Origin of the sequence: Pseudomonas sp. D1HM, assembly GCF_019266105.1 — a bacterium.
Classification (GTDB): domain Bacteria; phylum Pseudomonadota; class Gammaproteobacteria; order Pseudomonadales; family Pseudomonadaceae; genus Aquipseudomonas; species Aquipseudomonas taetrolens.
The window spans coordinates 43,628-62,600 of sequence record NZ_LRMN01000004.1; the positions used below are offsets into that span (position 1 = coordinate 43,628).

Annotated in this window: 14 protein-coding genes; 9 read left to right on the forward strand and 5 right to left on the reverse strand. The window is 60.1% G+C overall.

Going from position 1 to position 18,973, the window contains the following annotated elements; translation table 11 throughout:
* Nucleotides 1-38: 38 nt before the first annotated feature.
* From AWM69_RS06555 to cysG, 6 genes are read left to right on the forward strand one after another with little or no spacing between them, the layout of a single operon-like run.
* Nucleotides 39-2,441 (forward strand): DNA translocase FtsK, encoded by a 2,403-nt coding sequence (locus AWM69_RS06555; protein WP_218726040.1) that lies wholly within the window; start codon nucleotides 39-41, stop codon nucleotides 2,439-2,441.
* A 52-nt stretch (nucleotides 2,442-2,493) separates the two neighbouring features.
* The gene (gene lolA / locus AWM69_RS06560; RefSeq protein ID WP_131653132.1) at nucleotides 2,494-3,117 is read left to right on the forward strand and encodes an outer membrane lipoprotein chaperone LolA; all 624 of its coding nucleotides are present in this window, start codon (nucleotides 2,494-2,496) and stop codon (nucleotides 3,115-3,117) included.
* A gap of 30 nt (nucleotides 3,118-3,147) precedes the next feature.
* Nucleotides 3,148-4,473, forward strand: coding sequence for a replication-associated recombination protein A (locus AWM69_RS06565; protein ID WP_131653131.1), 1,326 nt, complete (start codon nucleotides 3,148-3,150; stop codon nucleotides 4,471-4,473).
* Nucleotides 4,470-4,844, forward strand: a complete 375-nt coding sequence (gene crcB / locus AWM69_RS06570) for a fluoride efflux transporter CrcB (RefSeq protein ID WP_218726041.1) — start codon at nucleotides 4,470-4,472, stop codon at nucleotides 4,842-4,844. The genes AWM69_RS06565 and crcB overlap by 4 nt, the downstream gene beginning before the upstream one ends.
* Nucleotides 4,845-4,860: 16 nt before the next feature.
* On the forward strand, nucleotides 4,861-6,141 hold the full coding sequence (gene serS, locus AWM69_RS06575; RefSeq protein WP_048382510.1) for a serine--tRNA ligase: 1,281 nt from the start codon (nucleotides 4,861-4,863) through the stop codon (nucleotides 6,139-6,141).
* Nucleotides 6,142-7,536 carry a siroheme synthase CysG gene (cysG, locus tag AWM69_RS06580; RefSeq protein WP_048382511.1) on the forward strand — a complete coding sequence of 465 codons (1,395 nt, stop codon included), beginning with the start codon at nucleotides 6,142-6,144 and terminating at the stop codon, nucleotides 7,534-7,536.
* A gap of 61 nt (nucleotides 7,537-7,597) precedes the next feature.
* On the opposite strand, the gene AWM69_RS06585 is transcribed toward cysG, so the two are convergent.
* The 4 genes from AWM69_RS06585 to mnmC all read right to left on the reverse strand — a co-directional run bounded on the left by AWM69_RS06585 (nucleotide 7,598) and on the right by mnmC (nucleotide 14,745).
* Nucleotides 7,598-8,785 carry an osmoprotectant NAGGN system M42 family peptidase gene (locus AWM69_RS06585; RefSeq protein ID WP_048382512.1) on the reverse strand — a complete coding sequence of 396 codons (1,188 nt, stop codon included), beginning with the start codon at nucleotides 8,783-8,785 and terminating at the stop codon, nucleotides 7,598-7,600.
* 73 nt (nucleotides 8,786-8,858) lie between these two features.
* Nucleotides 8,859-10,604 (reverse strand): N-acetylglutaminylglutamine synthetase, encoded by a 1,746-nt coding sequence (gene ngg, locus AWM69_RS06590; protein WP_218726042.1) that lies wholly within the window; start codon nucleotides 10,602-10,604, stop codon nucleotides 8,859-8,861.
* Between the two features lie 3 nt (nucleotides 10,605-10,607).
* Nucleotides 10,608-12,380, reverse strand: coding sequence for an N-acetylglutaminylglutamine amidotransferase (locus AWM69_RS06595; RefSeq protein WP_218726043.1), 1,773 nt, complete (start codon nucleotides 12,378-12,380; stop codon nucleotides 10,608-10,610).
* 385 nt (nucleotides 12,381-12,765) lie between these two features.
* Entirely contained in the window at nucleotides 12,766-14,745 is a 1,980-nt protein-coding gene (mnmC, locus tag AWM69_RS06600) for a bifunctional tRNA (5-methylaminomethyl-2-thiouridine)(34)-methyltransferase MnmD/FAD-dependent 5-carboxymethylaminomethyl-2-thiouridine(34) oxidoreductase MnmC (protein ID WP_218726044.1), read from the reverse strand.
* A 139-nt stretch (nucleotides 14,746-14,884) separates the two neighbouring features.
* Here mnmC and pap point away from each other — a divergent pair, with 139 nt between their 5' ends.
* Nucleotides 14,885-16,399: a polyphosphate:AMP phosphotransferase gene (pap, locus tag AWM69_RS06605; RefSeq protein ID WP_218726045.1), complete on the forward strand. Its 1,515-nt coding sequence runs from the start codon at nucleotides 14,885-14,887 to the stop codon at nucleotides 16,397-16,399.
* A 57-nt stretch (nucleotides 16,400-16,456) separates the two neighbouring features.
* Here the strand turns inward: pap and AWM69_RS06610 are convergent, their stop codons facing one another.
* The gene (locus tag AWM69_RS06610; protein ID WP_048382517.1) at nucleotides 16,457-17,848 is read right to left on the reverse strand and encodes a class II fumarate hydratase; all 1,392 of its coding nucleotides are present in this window, start codon (nucleotides 17,846-17,848) and stop codon (nucleotides 16,457-16,459) included.
* Between the two features lie 192 nt (nucleotides 17,849-18,040).
* Between AWM69_RS06610 and AWM69_RS06615 the strand changes: the two genes are divergently transcribed.
* A complete protein-coding gene (locus tag AWM69_RS06615; protein WP_131653126.1) occupies nucleotides 18,041-18,556 on the forward strand; it encodes a DUF2059 domain-containing protein in 516 nt (171 codons plus the stop codon).
* Nucleotides 18,557-18,567: 11 nt separating this feature from the next.
* Nucleotides 18,568-18,864, forward strand: a complete 297-nt coding sequence (locus AWM69_RS06620) for a BolA family transcriptional regulator (protein ID WP_131653125.1) — start codon at nucleotides 18,568-18,570, stop codon at nucleotides 18,862-18,864.
* The last annotated feature ends 109 nt before the right edge of the window (nucleotides 18,865-18,973 follow it).

Below are 18,973 nucleotides of genomic sequence, written 5' to 3' on the forward strand. Positions count from 1 at the left end.
ATAGTTGGGCGCGCCACAGGCGCAGGAAAAGACGCGTTTTGAAGAAATCCACAGCAGCACCCAAAGCAGTTCCTCTCTGGCGTCAGCAATTGCACTACCGGCTCAAGGAAGGTGCATTGATCGCTATTGGGGCCTTATGCCTGTTTCTGATGATGGCCCTGCTGACCTACGGCAAGGACGATCCCGGCTGGAGTCATAACAGCCGTGTCGTGGATGTACAGAACTTCGGCGGACCGGCAGGCTCCTACAGCGCTGACATCCTGTTCATGGTGCTGGGTTATTTCGCCTACATCTTCCCGTTGCTGCTGGCGGTCAAGGCTTACCAGATTTTCCGTGAGCGGCATCAGCCGTGGCAGTGGAGCGGCTGGCTGTTCTCGTGGCGCCTGGTCGGGCTGCTGTTCCTGGTGCTCTCGGGCGCGGCCCTGGCTCATCTGCACTTCCACTCGGCGGCGGGCCTGCCCGCAGGTGCCGGGGGGGCTTTGGGCGAGAGCCTGGGAGATCTGGCCAAGAACGCGTTGAACGTCCAGGGCAGCACTTTGCTGCTGATTGCGTTGTTCCTGTTTGGCCTGACGGTATTTACTGACCTGTCATGGTTCAAGGTCATGGACGTGACCGGCAAGATCACCCTCGACCTGTGCGAGCTGATCCAGGGGGCTGCCAATCGCTGGTGGGCGGACCGTAACGAGCGCAAGCAACTGGTGGCTCAACTGCGTGAAGCCGACAGCCGGGTCAATGAAGTGGTTGCGCCGAGCGTCTCCGACAAGCGTGAACAAGCCAAGGCCAAGGAGCGCTTGATCGAGCGCGAGCAGGCGCTGACCAAACATATGTCCGAGCGCGAAAAACACGTGCCGGCGGTGATTGCACCCGCACCTGCCAAAGCCCCCGAGCCAAGCAAGCGTGTGCAGAAAGAAAAGCAGGCCCCGTTGTTCGTCGACAGCGCGGTGGAAGGTACGCTGCCCCCGATCTCGATTCTTGACCCGGCCGAGAAGAAACAGCTCAACTATTCCCCGGAATCCCTGGCGGCCGTTGGCCACTTGCTTGAAATCAAGCTCAAGGAGTTTGGGGTCGAGGTGTCGGTCGACTCGATTCACCCGGGACCGGTGATCACCCGTTACGAGATTCAACCTGCAGCCGGGGTCAAGGTCAGCCGTATTGCCAACCTGGCCAAAGACCTGGCCCGTTCGCTGGCCGTGACCAGTGTGCGGGTGGTTGAGGTGATTCCGGGCAAGACCACGGTGGGGATCGAGATCCCTAACGAGGACCGTCAGATCGTACGGTTCTCCGAAGTCTTGTCGACCCCGGAGTTTGATGATGCCAAGTCCCCTGTGACCCTGGCGTTGGGACATGACATCGGTGGCAAACCGGTGATTACCGATCTGGCGAAAATGCCGCACTTGCTGGTGGCCGGTACCACCGGTTCCGGTAAGTCGGTGGGTGTGAACGCCATGATCCTGTCGATCCTGTTCAAGTCGGGCCCGGAAGACGCCAAGCTGATCATGATCGACCCGAAAATGCTTGAGCTGTCGATCTACGAAGGCATTCCGCACCTGCTGTGCCCGGTGGTAACGGACATGAAAGACGCCGCCAACGCCTTGCGCTGGAGCGTGGCCGAGATGGAGCGTCGCTACAAGTTGATGGCCAAGATGGGCGTGCGTAACCTCGCCGGCTTCAACCAGAAGATCAAAGAGGCTGAAGCGGCCGGCGAGCCGTTGACCGATCCGCTGTACAAGCGAGAAAGCATTCACGACGAAGCGCCGCTGTTGACCAAGTTGCCGACCATCGTAGTGGTGGTCGACGAATTTGCCGACATGATGATGATCGTTGGCAAGAAGGTTGAAGAACTGATCGCCCGTATTGCCCAGAAAGCCCGGGCCGCAGGCATTCACTTGATCCTGGCCACCCAGCGTCCGTCGGTGGATGTGATCACCGGCCTGATCAAGGCCAACATTCCGACCCGTATGGCGTTTCAGGTTTCGAGCAAGATCGACTCGCGTACCATCATCGACCAGGGTGGCGCTGAGCAATTGCTGGGGCATGGTGACATGCTCTACATGCCGCCAGGTACCAGCCTGCCGATTCGTGTTCACGGCGCGTTCGTTTCCGATGAAGAAGTTCACCGCGTCGTTGAAGCCTGGAAGCTGCGCGGCAGCCCGGATTACAACGATGACATCCTGGCGGGCGTCGAAGAGCCTGGCAGCGGGTTTGACGGTGGCAGCAGCGAAGGCGGCGATGACGCTGAAACCGATGCGCTCTATGACGAGGCCGTGCAGTTTGTCCTTGAGAGCCGCCGTGCTTCAATCTCTGCCGTACAGCGCAAACTGAAAATCGGCTACAACCGTGCGGCCCGTATGATCGAGTCCATGGAAATGGCCGGGGTTGTGACCTCGATGAACACCAATGGCTCCCGCGAAGTGCTGGCGCCAGCCCCTGTACGCGATTGACCGGCCTGCGGAAAATCCGCAGGCGGCCTTGCACTAATCAATGAGGAATTCCATGCGTTTTGCCAGCCTGCTTTTGCTACCGGTATTGGCTTTTTCTTCGCTTTCGGCCCACGCCGACGCTGACAGTGTGAAGCGTCTTGGCCAATTGCTCGGGCAGTCGGACACCATCACTGCGCGTTTCTCCCAGTTGACGCTGGATGGCAGCGGCACCCAGCTGCAGGAAACCGCCGGCGAGATGGCGGTCAAGCGTCCGGGCCTGTTCTACTGGCACACCGATGCTCCGCAAGAGCAGACGATGATCTCTGACGGCCAGAAAGTGACGCTTTGGGACCCGGACCTGGAACAGGCCACCATCAAGAAACTGGATCAGCGTCTGACCCAGACCCCAGCGTTGCTGTTGTCCGGTGATGTATCGAAGATCAGTGAAAGTTTTGACATCACCTCCAAACAGGCCGGTGACGTGATGGACTTCACCCTCAAACCGAAAACCAGGGACACCTTGTTCGACTCCCTGCGTCTGTCGTTTCGCGGCGGCAAGATCAACGACATGCAGCTGATCGACAGCGTAGGACAGCGCACCAACATTCTGTTCAACGGGGTTGAGGTCAACAAGCCGATCCCGGCCTCAAAATTCAAGTTCGAGATCCCGAAAGGGGCTGACGTCATCCAGGAGTAATCCTGGAACAAGAGGTTTGAAACGCTGCCCATGGATTTGTTTCGAAGTGCCCCGATCGCTCAACCGCTGGCGGCCCGTCTGCGCGCTGCCAACCTGGACGAGTATGTCGGTCAGGAACACCTGCTCGCTCGCGGTAAGCCTTTGCGTGAAGCGCTGGAGCAGGGTGCGCTGCATTCGATGATCTTCTGGGGCCCGCCGGGGGTGGGTAAAACCACCCTGGCGCGGTTGCTGGCTGAAGTTTCGGATGCGCACTTTGAAACGGTTTCGGCGGTATTGGCCGGGGTCAAGGAGATCCGTCAGGCCGTTGAGATCGCCAAGCAGCAGGCCGCGCAGTATGGCCGGCGCACCATCTTGTTCGTCGACGAAGTGCATCGCTTCAACAAGTCGCAGCAGGATGCGTTTTTGCCCTACGTTGAAGACGGCACTTTGATCTTCATCGGGGCCACCACTGAAAACCCCTCCTTTGAACTCAACAACGCGTTGTTGTCGAGGGCGCGGGTGTATGTGCTCAAAAGCCTCGATGAAGCGGCGCTGCACAAGTTGGTGCAGCGTGCGCTGACCGAAGACCGCGGCTTGGGCAAGCGTGGTCTGACCCTAAGCGATGAAGGCTTCCAGACGCTGCTGCGGGCGGCGGATGGTGACGGCCGGCGCTTGCTCAACCTGCTGGAGAACGCCTCGGACCTGGCTGAAGACCACAGCGAAATCGGCACTGGGCTGTTGCAAAGTCTGCTGGGCGATACCCAGCGTCGTTTCGACAAGGGCGGCGAAGCGTTCTATGACCAGATATCGGCCCTGCACAAGTCGGTGCGCGGTTCCAACCCGGATGGTGCCCTGTACTGGTTTGCCCGCATGATCGATGGCGGCTGCGACCCGTTGTATATCGCCCGGCGAGTGGTGCGCATGGCCAGTGAGGATATTGGCAACGCCGACCCCCGGGCCTTGAGCCTGTGCCTCTCGGCCTGGGACGTGCAAGAGCGGCTCGGCAGCCCGGAAGGGGAGCTGGCGGTGGCGCAGGCCATTACCTACCTGGCCTGCGCGCCAAAAAGCAACGCCGTATACATGGGCTTCAAGGCTGCACTGCGCAGCGCGTCCGAATATGGCTCGCTGGAAGTGCCGCTGCACTTGCGCAATGCGCCGACCAAGCTGATGAAGCAACTCGGCTACGGTGACGAATACCGCTACGCCCATGACGAACCCGAGGCTTATGCTGCGGGCGAAGACTATTTTCCGGACGAGCTGGAGCCCTTGGCGCTCTACCAACCGGTGCCCCGCGGGCTGGAACTCAAGATCGGCGAGAAGCTCAAGCACCTTGCCGCTCTCGACCGGGTCAGCCCGATACAGCGGAGAAAACCGTGATTGCTCTGGTACTTGCCGTCTCGGCCGGCGGTGTCGCGGGCACCTTGTTGCGCTTTGCCACGGGTAACTGGATCAATGCCAATTGGCCTCGGCACTTTTATACGGCGACATTGGCCGTTAATATCGTGGGCTGCCTGCTGATTGGCATCCTTTACGGCCTTTTTTTGATGCGCCCGGAAGTACCGATTGAAGTCCGAGCCGGGCTGATGATCGGTTTCCTGGGTGGCTTGACCACTTTTTCATCCTTTTCACTGGATACGGTGCGCCTGCTTGAAAGCGGGCAAGTGCCGCTGGCACTGGGCTATGCGGCCCTCAGCGTATTCGGCGGGCTGCTCGCAACCTGGGCTGGCCTGTCCCTGACCAAACTTTGATAAACGAGAAACCGACATGCTCGATTCCAAACTGTTACGTAGCAACCTGCAGGACGTAGCGGATCGCCTGGCATCCCGTGGCTTCAAGCTGGACGTGGCGCGCATCGACGCGCTGGAAGCCAAGCGTAAAGAAGTCCAGACCCTGACCGAGAAGCTGCAGGCCGAGCGTAATGCCATCTCCAAGAGCATCGGCCAGGCCAAGGCGCGCGGTGAAGACATCGCGCCATTGATGGCCAGTGTCGAAACCATGGGCAGCGATCTGGCCAACGGTAAAGTCGAGCTGGAAGCGATTCAGACTGAACTGGATTCGATCCTGCTGAGCCTGCCAAACCTGCCGCACGAATCGGTGCCGGTCGGTGCGGACGAAGACGGCAACGTCGAAATCCGTCGCTGGGGCACGCCCAAGGTCTTCGATTTTGAAATCAAGGACCACGTTGCGCTTGGCGAGCAGTACGGCTGGCTCGACTTCGAAACCGCCGCCAAGCTGTCCGGTGCGCGTTTCGCCTTGCTGCGCGGGCCAATCGCTCGCCTGCACCGTGCCCTTGCACAGTTCATGCTCAACCTGCATATCAATGAACACGGCTACGAAGAGGCTTACACGCCTTATCTGGTCCAGGCGCCTGCGTTGCAGGGCACCGGCCAGTTGCCGAAGTTCGAAGAAGATCTGTTCAAGATCAGCCGCGAAGGCGAAGCCGATCTGTACCTGATCCCGACCGCTGAAGTGTCGCTGACCAATATCGTGTCCGGCGAAATCGTCGATCACAAAACCCTGCCGATCAAGTTTGTGGCGCACACCCCGTGCTTCCGCAGTGAAGCCGGTGCATCAGGCCGTGATACCCGCGGCATGATTCGTCAGCACCAGTTCGACAAGGTTGAAATGGTGCAGATCGTCGAGCCCTCGACGTCGATGGACGCGCTGGAAGGCCTGGTCGGCAATGCCGAGAAAGTCTTGCAACTGCTGGAACTGCCATACCGTACCCTGGCGCTGTGCACCGGCGACATGGGCTTCAGCGCGGTCAAGACTTACGATCTGGAAGTATGGGTTCCGAGCCAGGACAAATACCGTGAGATTTCGTCGTGCTCCAACTGCGGTGATTTCCAGGCCCGTCGCATGCAGGCGCGTTTCCGTAACCCGGAAACCGGCAAGCCGGAACTGGTCCACACCCTGAACGGTTCCGGTTTGGCAGTAGGCCGTACCCTGGTAGCCGTGCTGGAAAACTACCAGCAGGCAGACGGTTCGATCCGCGTGCCTGAAGTACTCAAGCCTTACATGGGCGGCATCGAGGTCATCGGCTAAATGGAGTTTCTGCCACTGTTTCATAACCTGCGTGGCCGCCGTGTGCTGGTGGTCGGCGGCGGGGAGATTGCCTTGCGCAAATCCCGGCTGCTGGCCGATGCCGGCGCGGTGCTGCGGGTTGTCGCACCCGAAATAGAACCTCAGTTGTGCGAGTTGGTAAACAGCAGTGGCGGCGAGCAAGTGTTGCGCGGCTATGTTGAAGCGGATCTGGACGGCTGCGTCCTGATCATCGCCGCGACCGACGATGAGCCGCTCAATGCCCAAGTGTCCGCGGATGCCAATCGCCGTTGCGTACCGGTCAATGTGGTGGATGCCCCGGCCTTGTGCAGCGTGATCTTCCCGGCCATTGTGGACCGTTCGCCTCTGGTGATCGCGGTCTCCAGTGGCGGCGATGCGCCGGTGCTGGCGCGGTTGATTCGGGCCAAGCTTGAAACCTGGATACCTTCGACCTACGGGCAGCTTGCCGGTCTTGCTGCGCGTTTCCGGACTCAGGTCAAAGGCCTGTTTCCGGACGTGCAACAGCGTCGAGGTTTCTGGGAGGACGTGTTTCAGGGCCCGATCGCCGACCGTCAACTGGCCGGGCAGGGGGCTGAAGCCGAGCGCATGTTGCTGGCGAAAATCAAGGGTGAACCGGTCAAGACCACCGGTGAGGTTTATCTGGTGGGTGCAGGGCCGGGTGATCCCGATCTGCTGACCTTCCGCGCCTTGCGTCTGATGCAACAAGCGGATGTGGTGTTGTACGACCGCTTGGTGGCACCGGCGATTCTTGAGCTGTGCCGTCGTGATGCCGAGCGGGTGTATGTCGGCAAGCGTCGCGCTGACCACGCCGTGCCGCAAGATCAGATCAACCAGCAATTGGTGGACCTGGCCCGGCAAGGCAAGCGGGTGGTGCGGCTCAAGGGCGGCGACCCGTTCATCTTCGGCCGAGGTGGCGAAGAAATCGAAGAGCTGGCAGCCCATGGCATTGCCTTTCAGGTGGTGCCGGGGATTACAGCTGCCAGTGGTTGCTCGGCGTATGCCGGGATTCCACTGACCCATCGTGATTACGCGCAATCCGTGCGTTTTGTCACGGGGCATTTGAAGGACGGCACCAGCAATCTACCCTGGAGCGATCTGGTCGCACCGGCACAGACACTGGTGTTCTACATGGGCCTGGTGGGCTTGCCGGTCATCTGCGAACAACTGATCAAACATGGTCGTTCGGCGGATACCCCGGCAGCCTTGATTCAGCAAGGCACAACCGCGAACCAGCGGGTGTTCACCGGTACGCTGAAGGATTTGCCATCCTTGGTGGCAGAGCACGAAGTTCATGCGCCAACCCTGGTGATTGTGGGTGAAGTGGTGCTGTTGCGTGAAAAGCTTGCCTGGTTTGAAGGCGCGCAATCTCAGGTCTGAGGCCTCCGGCCTTTCCCGCAGGAGCAATCGGTTTTCCGCCGGTTGCTCCTGCAGGCTATGACTAACTCCGGTTATCCCCTACCAGACTGTCGACCGACGGCACCCGTGTGTCGCTTTCCATTTGTGCATCATGCTCAAGCTGATGGCTGAAGCGATCCAGTGATCCCTGTGCCGGTTGTGCATCGCTGGCAAACACCGGCGGGCTGAGCATATAGGCACCCAGCAAGCGACTCAGCGCTGCGAGGCTATCAATGTGGGTGCGCTCATAGCCGTGGGTGGCATCACAGCCGAAGGCCAGCAACGCGGTACGTATATCGTGCCCCGCGGTCACCGCTGAATGGGCATCGCTGAAGTAATAGCGGAACATGTCCCGGCGCACCGGCAGTTCATTTTCGCTGGCCAGTCGCAACAAGTGCCGTGACAAGTGGTAGTCGTATGGACCGCCTGAATCCTGCATGGCCACACTGACTGCATGTTCACTGGAGTGCTGCCCCGGTGCTACCGGCGCAATATCAATACCGACAAACTCACTCACATCCCACGGCAAGGCTGCGGCGGCACCGCTTCCGGTTTCTTCGGTAATGGTGAACAGCGGGTGGCAGTCGATCAAGGGTTGCTGACCGCTCTCGACAATCGCCTTCAGGGCAGCGAGCAGGGCCGCGACACCGGCTTTGTCATCCAGATGCCGAGCGCTGATATGGCCGCTTTCAGTGAACTCCGGCAGCGGGTCAAAGGCGACGAAATCGCCGACATTGATCCCCAGAGAATCACAGTCGGCACGGGTGACGCAGTACGCGTCCAGACGCAGCTCGATGTGATCCCAGCTGATCGGCAGCTCATCGACGCCGGTATTGAACGCATGACCTGAGGCCATTAACGGCAATACGCTGCCGCGAATCACGCCGTTGTCGGTAAACAGGCTGACGCGGCTACCTTCGGCAAAGCGACTGGACCAGCAGCCCACGGGGGCCAGGACCAGCCGGCCGTTGTCCTTGATTGCCCGCACGCTGGCGCCGATGGTGTCGAGGTGAGCGGAGACGGCGCGGTCCGGGCTGTTTTTCTGGCCCTTGAGCGTGGCGCGCAACGTGCCACGCCGGGTCAATTCAAACGGAATCCCCAGCTCTTCGAGGCGTTCGGCGACATAGCGCACGATGGTGTCGGTAAAACCGGTAGGGCTTGGAATGGCGAGCATTTCCAGCAATACCCGTTGCAGGTACTCGAGGTCGGGTTCAGGGATTGTGGGATTCATGAAAGCTCCAGAGGCGAGGCCCGCTGCGTCTTGTGAACGCAGCGTGGCTCGGGATGACGTTCAGCGACGCGGGTCAGGGCGCCGGCTGACTATGGGGGAACAACAAATCGATAAAGCGTTCGGCCGTCGGTTGCGGGTCATGGTTGGCCAGGCCGGCGCGTTCGTTTGCCTCGATAAACACATACTCGGGTTGATCGGCAGCCGGGACCAGCAGGTCCAGGCCTACCACCGGAATGTCCAGTGCCCGGGCCGCGCGAATCGCCGCGTCGGCCAGTGTCGGGTGCAGTATGTCGGTGACATCTTCCAGGCATCCGCCGGTGTGCAGATTGGCAGTGCGGCGTACGACAAGGGGTTCGCCTGCTGGCAGAATGCTTGTGTACTCGTAGCCCGCCGCCTGCACGGTGCGCAGGGTTTCGGCGTCTTGCGGAATGCGGCTTTCGCCTTCGGTGGCGGCCTGACGCCGACGGCTTTGGGCCTCGATCAATTGTGCAACGCTGTGCAGGCCATCGCCCGTCACTTGTGCGGGTCGGCGGATGGCGGCGGCGACGACTTCAAAGCCGATCACCACAATCCGCAGATCGAGCCCTTCATGGAAGCTTTCGAGGAGCACCCGGCTGTCGAACGTCCGCGCTGTTTCGATGGCCTGTTGCACCTGTTCGAGGGTGTCCAGATTCACGGCCACACCATTGCCTTGCTCGCCATCCACCGGCTTGACCACGATCCGCGCGTGCTCCTCCAGAAATGCCAGATGGTCATCGGCATTGCTGGCCAGTTGCTGGACCGGCAAATTCAGCCCGGCCTGGCTCAGCACTGTGTGGGTCAGCCTTTTGTCCTGGCACAGGTTCATGCTGATGGCGCTGGTCAGATCACTCAGCGATTCCCGGCAGCGGATCCGGCGCCCGCCATGGCTGAGGGTGAATAGTCCGGCTGCGGCGTCATCAATCTGCACGTCGATGCCGCGCCGGTAGGCCTCTTCAACCAGGATCCGCGCATAGGGATTGAGCCCGGCTTCAGGACCCGGGCCAAGGAAGAGCGGCTGGTTGATGCCGTTTCTGCGTTTGATGGCAAACGTCGACAGGTTGCGAAACCCCAGCTTGGTATAAAGATTCTTGGCCTGGGCGTTGTCGTGCAGCACCGACAAGTCCAGATAGCTCAGGCCGCGGCTCATGAAGTGTTCGATCAAGTGCCGTACCAGCACTTCACCGACCCCGGGCCGGGTACAGTGAGGATCAACCGCCAGGCACCACAGGCTGCTGCCGTTCTCCGGGTCATGAAACGCCGCATGGTGATTCAAGCCCATGACGCTGCCAATCACCGCGCCACTGTCTTCATCCTCGGCCATCCAGTACACCGGCCCGCCTTTATGCCGCGCGGTCAGCAGGGCAGGGTCGACGGGCAGCATATTGCGCGCCTGATACAAGCTGTTGATGGCTGCCCAGTCGGCCTCGCTTTGCACGCGCCGGATCCGGAAGCCGCGGTACACCCGGGTGGCCGGGCGATAGTCACTGAACCACAGACGCAAGGTGTCAGAGGGGTCGAGAAACAGCTGTTGCGGAGATTGCGCCAGCACCTGCTGGGGAGCGGCCACATAAAGCGCGATGTCACGCTCGCCGGGGCGTTCCTTGAGTAACTCGTTGGCCAGGCTCAGCGGGTCGGGGAAGGTATGCCCGATCAGTAGCCGGCCCCAGCCGCAATGCACGGCGACAGGTAAGGCGCCCAATTCACTGCCGTCTTCGGCGAAGCGAGCCTGGAGGCGCTCATAAGACGGTGTTTGCCCGCGTAACAAGCGCTGGCTGTAAGCCGTAGCGAGGGGTTTCATTGGTTAGATTCCTTGTTCGCTCAGCCACAGGTTCAAGGCTGCCAGTTGCCACAGCTTTGAACCGTTCAAGGGGGTCAACTGACCTTGGGGATTGGTCAGCAACTGGTCAAGCATGGCTGGCTTGAACAGCCCGCGGTCTTGACTCGGGTCCAGCAGCAGGTCCCGTACCCAATTCAAGGTGTCGCCTTGCAAATGCTTGAGCCCCGGAACCGGGAAATAACCCTTTTTACGGTCGATGACTTCGCTGGGAATCACCAGTCGCGCCGCTTCCTTGAGCACTTGCTTGCCGCCGTCCGGCAGTTTGAAGCGGGCCGGAATCCGGGCCGACAGTTCAGCCAGACGGTAATCGAGGAACGGAGTACGGGCTTCAAGGCCCCAGGCCATGGTCATGTTATCGACCCGTTTTACCGGGTCATCCACCAGCATCACCGTGCTGTCCAGACGCAGGGCCTTGTCCACTCCGGCGTCGGCACCCGGTTGGGCGAAATGCTCCCGGACAAAATCTCCCGCCGCATCATTGGCGGTCAACCACTGTGGCTGGACAGTGGCTGTGTACTCGTCATGGCTGCGGTCGAAAAATGCTTCGCGGTAGGCGGCGTAGGGATCGCGGGCGCCATCCACTTGCGGGTACCAGTGGTAACCGGCGAACAGTTCGTCCGCGCCCTGACCGCTCTGCACCACTTTGCAATGCTTGGCGACTTCGCGGGACAGCAAGTAAAACGCGATGCAGTCATGGCTGACCATCGGCTCGCTCATGGCACGGAAGGCCGCTGGCAACTGTTCGATGATTTCGTTTTCGCCAATCCGCAACTGGTGGTGCTGCGTGCCGTAGTGCCGGGCGATCAGGTCCGAGTACTGGAACTCGTCCCCGCGTTCGCCGCCCGCGTCCTGAAAACCGATCGAAAAAGTCGACAGGTCTTGTACGCCGACCTCGCGCAATAACCCCACCAGCAGGCTCGAATCGACCCCGCCCGACAGCAATACACCGACATCCACGGCTGCACGCTGGCGTATGGCGACGGCTTCGCGGGTGCTGTCCAGCACGCGGTCGCGCCAGTCTTCAAGGGTCAGGTGAGTTTCATCGGCATGGGGGCCGTAGGGCAGTGTCCACCAGGTTTTCTGTTCGGTATTGCCGTTGGCGTCGATGCGCATCCAGGTGGCCGGCGGCAGTTTCTCAATCCCGGCAATCAGCGTCCTGGGGGCGGGCACTACAGAGTGGAAGTTCAGGTAATGATTGAGCGCTACCGGGTCGAGCAAGGTGCTGATGTCGCCGCCCTTGAGCAGCGCCGGCAGGCTGGAAGCAAAGCGCAGGCGTTCACCGGTACGCGACAGGTACAGCGGTTTCACCCCGAGGCGGTCACGGGCGATGAACAGGCGCCGGGCGTCGCGTTCCCAAATGGCGAAGGCAAACATGCCATTGAGTTTGGGCAGTAAGGCTTCGCCCCAGGCGTGATAGCCCTTGAGCAGGACTTCGGTGTCGCCCTCGGAGTAAAAGGTGTATCCGAGGTCTTGCAGTTCAGCTCTTAATTCGGGGAAGTTATAGATCGCGCCATTGAAGGCCAGCGACAAGCCAAGCGAGTTGTCGACCATCGGTTGTGCCGAGCCGTCTGACAAATCCATGATCTTGAGGCGCCGATGCCCCAGGGCAACTGGCCCCTGACTGTAAAATCCCCAAGCGTCGGGTCCGCGTGGTGCAAGGTGATGGGTGATGCGTTCGATGGCTGCCAGGTTGGCAGGTTGGTGATCAAAACGTAACTCTCCAGCTAATCCGCACATGCTGCTTTAACCCTTTTGAATCCGGGCCTGCAGCGCTACTGCTGATTCCTGGGTACTTGATGCGTACCCTCTACAGCTTTTTCGGGTTCACCGGCTCGCTCCCGTCATTCGGCGAGCGGGTCCACCGTGCAAAGGCGCAAGCCGAAAAAATCCGGCAATGCTTGCACCCCGTAGCGCTCAGGTCCTGTTTTGGATCGGACACAGCGCTCTGACCTTTCTCCCGATCCTTGCGGCGCGAACACACCGTCAGAGCGCGCCGCCGCGAGTAATCGTTTTTTTCGAGTACCCGGGCGCCGCAATCGTTCAATAAAATTTCACGCCGGCTGGGTGAGTGGCACCCGGACGTCTACCTGAAGGGCGCCCCGAGCGCCCGTCCAGAGAGGGGTTACAACCCTTTGATCAACGCCCTGAGTGCAAAACGATTGGGGTGGCAGGCTTCGGCGATGCTGCGGGGGACGGGCAAGGGGGCGCCATCGATCCAGGCCGCCAGTAGCTCGCCGGAGATCGGTGCGGTGATCAGGCCGCGCGAACCATGACCGCTGTTGACGTACAGGCCGTGCAGCCACGGGCATTCGGTGTCGGGCACCTGGCGTGCGTCCTTGCGCAGCACGGCATAAGCCTCGGTGAAGGCCTCGGGGTCGGCCAGCGGCCCGACGATCGGCAGGTAGTCGGGGCTGGTACAACGGAAAGCTGCCCAGCCGCTGAGATGTTCGGGGTCCAGGTGATCGCCACCCAGGCGTTGCGCCATGTCCGGGGAAATTTCCTGGAGCAGGTCGAGATTGCCCTGATGACCGGCGGGCGTCGTGCTCAGGTCTTCATTATTGAAATCGAAACTGGCGCCCAGGGTGTGCTCGCCCAAGCGCCCGGGGGCAACGTAACCTTCCGCGCATACCACGGTGTTCAACGCGGCGCTGTCCTGGGTCTCGACCAGTTGGGTGATCTGGCCGCGAATGCGTTTGAGCGGCAAGCCGCTGCTGGCGGCAAAGCGCTTGACCTCGGCGGCCCCGGCCAGAATCACCACCGGCGCACTGGCCAGTACCTTATCGCCCTGGCAGGCCTGCCATTGACCGTCGACGTTGCGCAGTTGCACGACATCATGGTGGGTCAGGACTTGAATGCCCGGGTGATGCGCCTGGTAATGGCACAGTGCTGGTGGATGCACCCAGCCACCTTCCGGATAGAACAGGCCGCCATGGGCCAGTTCGATGCCGGCCACTGCCTGGGCCCGGGGCTGGTCGAGCATGTGCACCAGCGCCGCAGGAAAAGCACTCGCCAATTGCGCCTGACGTTCGGCCTCTTTGGCGTTGAAGCCCAATTGCAGCACCCCGCAGTCATCCCAGTCGCGTCCGCGCTGCAGTTGCTCCAGCAAGCGGCGGGTATAGCCAAAACCGCTGACAATCAGTTGCGACAGGGTTGTGCCGTGGGCGGAGAGCTTCAGATACAGCACCCCTTGCGGATTGCCCGAGGCTTCCTTGGCCAGTTTCTCATGGCGCTCCAGCAAGCTGACTTGCCAACCTCTTTTGGCCAGGCTGTTGGCACTGGCACAACCCGCCAGGCCCCCACCGATCACCAGGGCTTTGCGCTCGCCCCCGATCTGAGGCGGGCGGGCGTACCAGGGCTTGATGGTTGGGCTGGGGGTTGCTTGCTCCGGCAAACCGATAAAAGTGCCGCGCAGGATTTCCCACTTGTGGCCAATGCCTGGCGTACGGCGCATTTTGAAGCCGGCGTCGTTTAACGCCCGGCGCACCCAGCCCGTACTGGTAAAGGTGCTGATGGTGGAGTCGGGCGCCGCAAGGCGAGCCAGTTGCGCGAACAGCTCGGGGGACCACATGTCAGGATTTTTTGCCGGGGCGAAGCCGTCGAGAAACCAGGCGTCGATGCGTGCGTCGAGTTGCGGCAGTTGTTCCAGTACATCACCGATCAGCAGGGTGAGCGTCACTCGGCCGTTGTCCAGGCCCAGGCTCTGAAAACCGGGGTGAATCGCGAAATAGGCCGCCAGCAATTGCTCGCTGTAGTGTTTCAGCTCCGGCCACAGGGCGAGGGCCCGCTGCAAGTCGTCGCGGGTCAGCGGGTATTTTTCGACACTGATGAAGTGCAGGCGGGCATCGGGCCGTGCTGTCTGCTCAAACAGTTGCCAGGCGCACAAAAAATTGAGCCCGGTGCCGAATCCGGTTTCGCCGATCACCAGCTCGCCATGGGCGGGCAGGGCGCTGAAGCGCTCTTTGAGTGCGTTCTGCTCGATAAATACGTAACGGGTTTCTTCGAGACCGGACTTGTCCGAAAAATACACATCATCAAACGCCCGAGAGTGGGGGCGGCCTTGGTCATCCCAGTCAATCTGGGCATTGGGCGTTTCAATAGTCATGTGCGGCTCGGCAACGGCAAGGCGGCCATTCTAGCTGATCAGCCCCCAAGGTATTGCTCTGTGACAGGTTTGTGCGGATTGTTCCTACACCTTAGAGAGCACTCCGCTAGTCTTGTGACAACTTGCCAGGGAGCTCTCCATGTTCGAATCTGCGGAAATCGGTCATTTCATCGACAAAGAAACCTACGAAAGAGAGGCTCCTGCCTTACGTGAGGCGTTGCTTGAAGTTCAGTTTGAGCTTCACCAGCAGAAGAATGCGGCGGTGATTGTGCTGATCAACGGCATTGAAGGAGCCGGCAAGGGTGAAACGGTCAAGTTGCTCAATGAGTGGATGGACCCGCGCCTGATTGAGGTTCGCACCTTTGACCGCCAGACCGACGAAGAGCTGGCGCATCCACCGGCCTGGCGTTATTGGCGGTTGCTCCCGGCCAAGGGCCGTATGGGCGTGTTCTTTGGCAACTGGTACAGCCAGATGTTGCAAGGCCGGGTGCACGGCCTGTTCAACAACGCGGTGCTTGACCAAGCGATCAGTGGGGCCGAGCGTCTGGAAAAAATGCTCTGCGATGAAGGTGCGATCATTTTCAAGTTCTGGTTTCACTTGTCCAAAAAGCAAATGAAGGCGCGCCTGCACACACTCAAGGACGATCCGTTGCACAGCTGGCGCATCAGCCCGCTCGACTGGCAGCAGTCCAAGACGTATGAAAAATTTGTGCGCTATGGCGAGCGTGCCATTCGCCGCACCAGCCGTGACTATGCCCCGTGGAACATTGTCGAGGGTGTGGATCCGTACTATCGCAGCCTTACGGTGGGCAAAATCCTTTTGGAAGGGCTGCAGGCAGCGCTTAAAGCGCCCCCAGTCACTGCGCGCTCTACCCATGAAGCGCCTTTTATCGACGACTTCAGTGGCGTGAGCCTGCTTGATTGCCTGGACATGACCTTGCGCCTGGGCAAGAACGATTACGAGGAGCAACTGATTACCGAGCAGGCCCGCTTGTCGGGACTGATGCGTGACAAACGCATGCGTCGCCACGCACTCATTGCAGTATTTGAAGGCAACGACGCCGCCGGTAAAGGGGGCTCGATACGCCGGGTAGCGGCTGCCCTGGACCCGCGCCAATACGACATCGTGCCCATTGCCGCACCTTCGGAAGACGAGCGTGCGCAACCCTATCTCTGGCGTTTTTGGCGACAAATTCCGGCGCGGGGAAAATTCACCATCTTCGACCGCTCCTGGTATGGCCGGGTATTGGTTGAGCGGGTCGAGGGTTTTTGTACGCGGGTCGACTGGATGCGTGCTTACGGCGAGATCAACGACTTTGAAGAACAACTGACCAATGCGGGAGCGATCGTCGTCAAGTTCTGGTTGGCAATCGACAAGGACACGCAACTGGAGCGCTTCCAGGAGCGTGAACAAATCCCCTTCAAGCGCTTCAAAATTACCGAAGACGACTGGCGCAACCGGGAAAAGTGGGATCTGTATCGGCATGCAGTGTGCGACATGGTTGACCGTACCAGCACTGAAATCTCGCCCTGGACTCTGGTCGAAGCCAATGACAAGCGCTGGGCGCGGGTCAAGGTGTTACGCACGATCAACGAAGCCCTGGAAGCGGCCTTCGACAAGCGCGATAAACACGACAAAAAGCGTAAGAAGTAAGGTGTTTTGAACCCGCGCCTGGGCTTCTCCTGCCGGAGAAGCCCAGGCTAACGCGGCTTAATGCTTGCCAGGCCCCAGCATGTTTTCCGGGCGTACCCACTGATCGAACTCGGCATCCGTGAGATAGCCAAGCTCCAGTGCCGCTTCGCGCAAGGTTAAATCCTCGGCATAGGCTTTCTTGGCGATTTCGGCAGATTTGTCGTAGCCGATGTGAGGGTTGAGCGCCGTCACCAGCATCAGCCCCCGCTCCAGGTGCTCGGCCATTTTTGCGGCATCCGGTTCAAGACCCGTAACGCAATGTTTTTGGAAGTTACTGCAGCCGTCCCCAAGCAACTGGATGGACTGCAACAGGTTATGGATGATTACGGGTTTATACACGTTCAGTTGCAGGTGCCCCTGGCTGGCGGCAAAACCGATCGCCACGTCATTGCCCATGACCTGGCAGGCCAGCATGGACAGCGCCTCGCATTGGGTCGGGTTGACCTTGCCCGGCATGATGGAGCTGCCGGGCTCGTTGGCCGGCAGCTTGATTTCGGCCAGCCCGGCCCGTGGCCCGGAACCCAGCAGGCGAAAGTCATTGGCCAGCTTCATCAAGGTCACGGCGAGGGTCTTGAGCGCACCCGACAAGGTGGTCAGCGGTTCGTGCCCGGCCAGGGCGGCAAACTTGTTGGGTGCGGTGACAAACGGCAAGCCGGACAGGGCGGCGACTTCAGCGGCGATGGCTTCAGCAAAGCCGTGGGGGGCGTTAAGCCCGGTGCCGACGGCAGTGCCGCCCTGGGCCAGTTCGCAGACGGCCGGCAAGGCTGCACGGATGGCCCGCTCGGCGTAGTCCAGCTGTGCGACGTACGCTGACAGCTCTTGGCCAAAAGTAATCGGCGTGGCATCCATCATGTGGGTACGGCCGGTTTTAACCAGCTTCATGTGGCGCGCCGACAACTCGGCCAACCCCCCGGACAATTCATTGATGGCAGGCAGCAGATGCTCATTGACCGCTTTGGCGGCGGCAATGTGCATGGCGGTCGGGAAACAGTCATTCGAGCTTTGCGAGCGATTGACATGGTCATTGGGGTGGACCGGCGACTTGCCCCCCCGACCTTTGCCTGCCAGCTCATTGGCTCGTCCGGCAATCACTTCGTTGGCATTCATGTTGCTCTGGGTGCCGCTACCGGTTTGCCACACAACCAGCGGAAACTGGTCGTCGTGTTCGCCGTCGAGTATCTCGTCGGCGGCCTGTTCGATCAGGCGGGCGATATCGGCAGGCAAGTCACCGTTGCGGTCGTTGACCCGTGCGGCGGCTTTTTTGATCAGCACCAGGGCATGCAGCACGGCAAGCGGCATTTTTTCCTTGCCGATTGCAAAATTGATCAGCGACCGCTGGGTTTGGGCGCCCCAATAGGCCTCATCGGCGACGCTAACTTCACCCAGACTGTCGGTTTCGATACGGCTCATCGTCACTTTCTCCTTAAGGTCTGACCAGACAGCTTAGGCGTAGATTGCGGACAGGGGTTCAATCTTGTGTTTACAGGGCTTTTGGTCAGTTGATGAGAACGTCTATCAGTCTCGGGGTTGAGTGACACACTTTGTTAGGCGCAGAATGGGCGCCCTTGGGGTTCTGCCTCGCTTGCTAGAAAAGGAAACTCGATGACCCGTCTTCGCGCCATCTGTACTGCGGTTGCTCTGGTTTGCGCCAGCGGCCAGGTTTTCGCCGATACCGCCAGTCACGCTGCCAGTGCTGAAACGTTCCTGAAGCTGGCACATGCCGACAAGCTGGGTACCCCGGTGTACATGCAAGTGCAGCAAATGTTTGCTCAGCGTTTTGAGCAGACCAAGGCACCTGCTTCCAAGAAAGCCTTGCTGGAAACCTATCAGGCCAAAGCCAACACGGCTCTGGACCAGGCCATTGGCTGGGACAAGCTGAAACCGGACATGGTCAAGCTGTACACCACCAACTTCAGCGAATCCGAACTCAAGGATCTGGTTGCGTTCTATCAGTCGCCCCTGGGCAAAAAAGTCCTGGAAAAAATGCCGCAGCTGACCCAGCAATCGGCGCAAATGACCCAGGCCAAGCTGGAAGGCGCAGTGCCGGTCGTCAACAAGTTGCTTGAAGACATGACGACAGAACTGGTGCCAAAAGCGGCCCCGGCCAAAAAGAAGTAAGCGGAGCCTGAATGGACATGCAACATCGTATCGAATCGGCGCTTGGCGCATTGCAACCCGAGCATCTGAGCGTGCTGGATGAAAGCCACATGCACAGTCGCGGGCTACAGACCCACTTCAAGGCGGTGGTGGTCAGCGAGCAGTTCACAGGGCTCAACCGGGTCAAGCGTCACCAGAAGGTTTACGCCGCACTGGGTGACCTGATGGGCGAATTCCATGCGTTGGCCTTGCACACATACACGCCTGAGGAATGGGCAGAAATCGGCACAGCCCCGGCCTCGCCGACCTGTGCCGGCGGTGGGCACTGAGTTAGCGCAGTCAGCTGGCTTTTTGTTAGAATCCGCAACGCGCCGCTTAGTCGGCGCGTTTTTTTTGCATCCGGTTCACCCTTTACGAGGGTAGCCACCTGGAGAGAGA

Coding starts and splice junctions, on each gene's coding strand:
- lolA (WP_131653132.1), top strand. CDS start 2,494: ATGCGTTTTGCCAGCCTGCTTTTGCTACCGGTATTGGCTTTTTCTTCG.
- AWM69_RS06565 (WP_131653131.1), top strand. CDS start 3,148: ATGGATTTGTTTCGAAGTGCCCCGATCGCTCAACCGCTGGCGGCCCGT.
- serS (WP_048382510.1), top strand. CDS start 4,861: ATGCTCGATTCCAAACTGTTACGTAGCAACCTGCAGGACGTAGCGGAT.
- cysG (WP_048382511.1), top strand. CDS start 6,142: ATGGAGTTTCTGCCACTGTTTCATAACCTGCGTGGCCGCCGTGTGCTG.
- AWM69_RS06585 (WP_048382512.1), bottom strand. CDS start 8,785: ATGAATCCCACAATCCCTGAACCCGACCTCGAGTACCTGCAACGGGTA.
- ngg (WP_218726042.1), bottom strand. CDS start 10,604: ATGAAACCCCTCGCTACGGCTTACAGCCAGCGCTTGTTACGCGGGCAA.
- AWM69_RS06595 (WP_218726043.1), bottom strand. CDS start 12,380: ATGTGCGGATTAGCTGGAGAGTTACGTTTTGATCACCAACCTGCCAAC.
- mnmC (WP_218726044.1), bottom strand. CDS start 14,745: ATGACTATTGAAACGCCCAATGCCCAGATTGACTGGGATGACCAAGGC.
- pap (WP_218726045.1), top strand. CDS start 14,885: ATGTTCGAATCTGCGGAAATCGGTCATTTCATCGACAAAGAAACCTAC.
- AWM69_RS06610 (WP_048382517.1), bottom strand. CDS start 17,848: ATGAGCCGTATCGAAACCGACAGTCTGGGTGAAGTTAGCGTCGCCGAT.
- AWM69_RS06615 (WP_131653126.1), top strand. CDS start 18,041: ATGACCCGTCTTCGCGCCATCTGTACTGCGGTTGCTCTGGTTTGCGCC.
- AWM69_RS06620 (WP_131653125.1), top strand. CDS start 18,568: ATGGACATGCAACATCGTATCGAATCGGCGCTTGGCGCATTGCAACCC.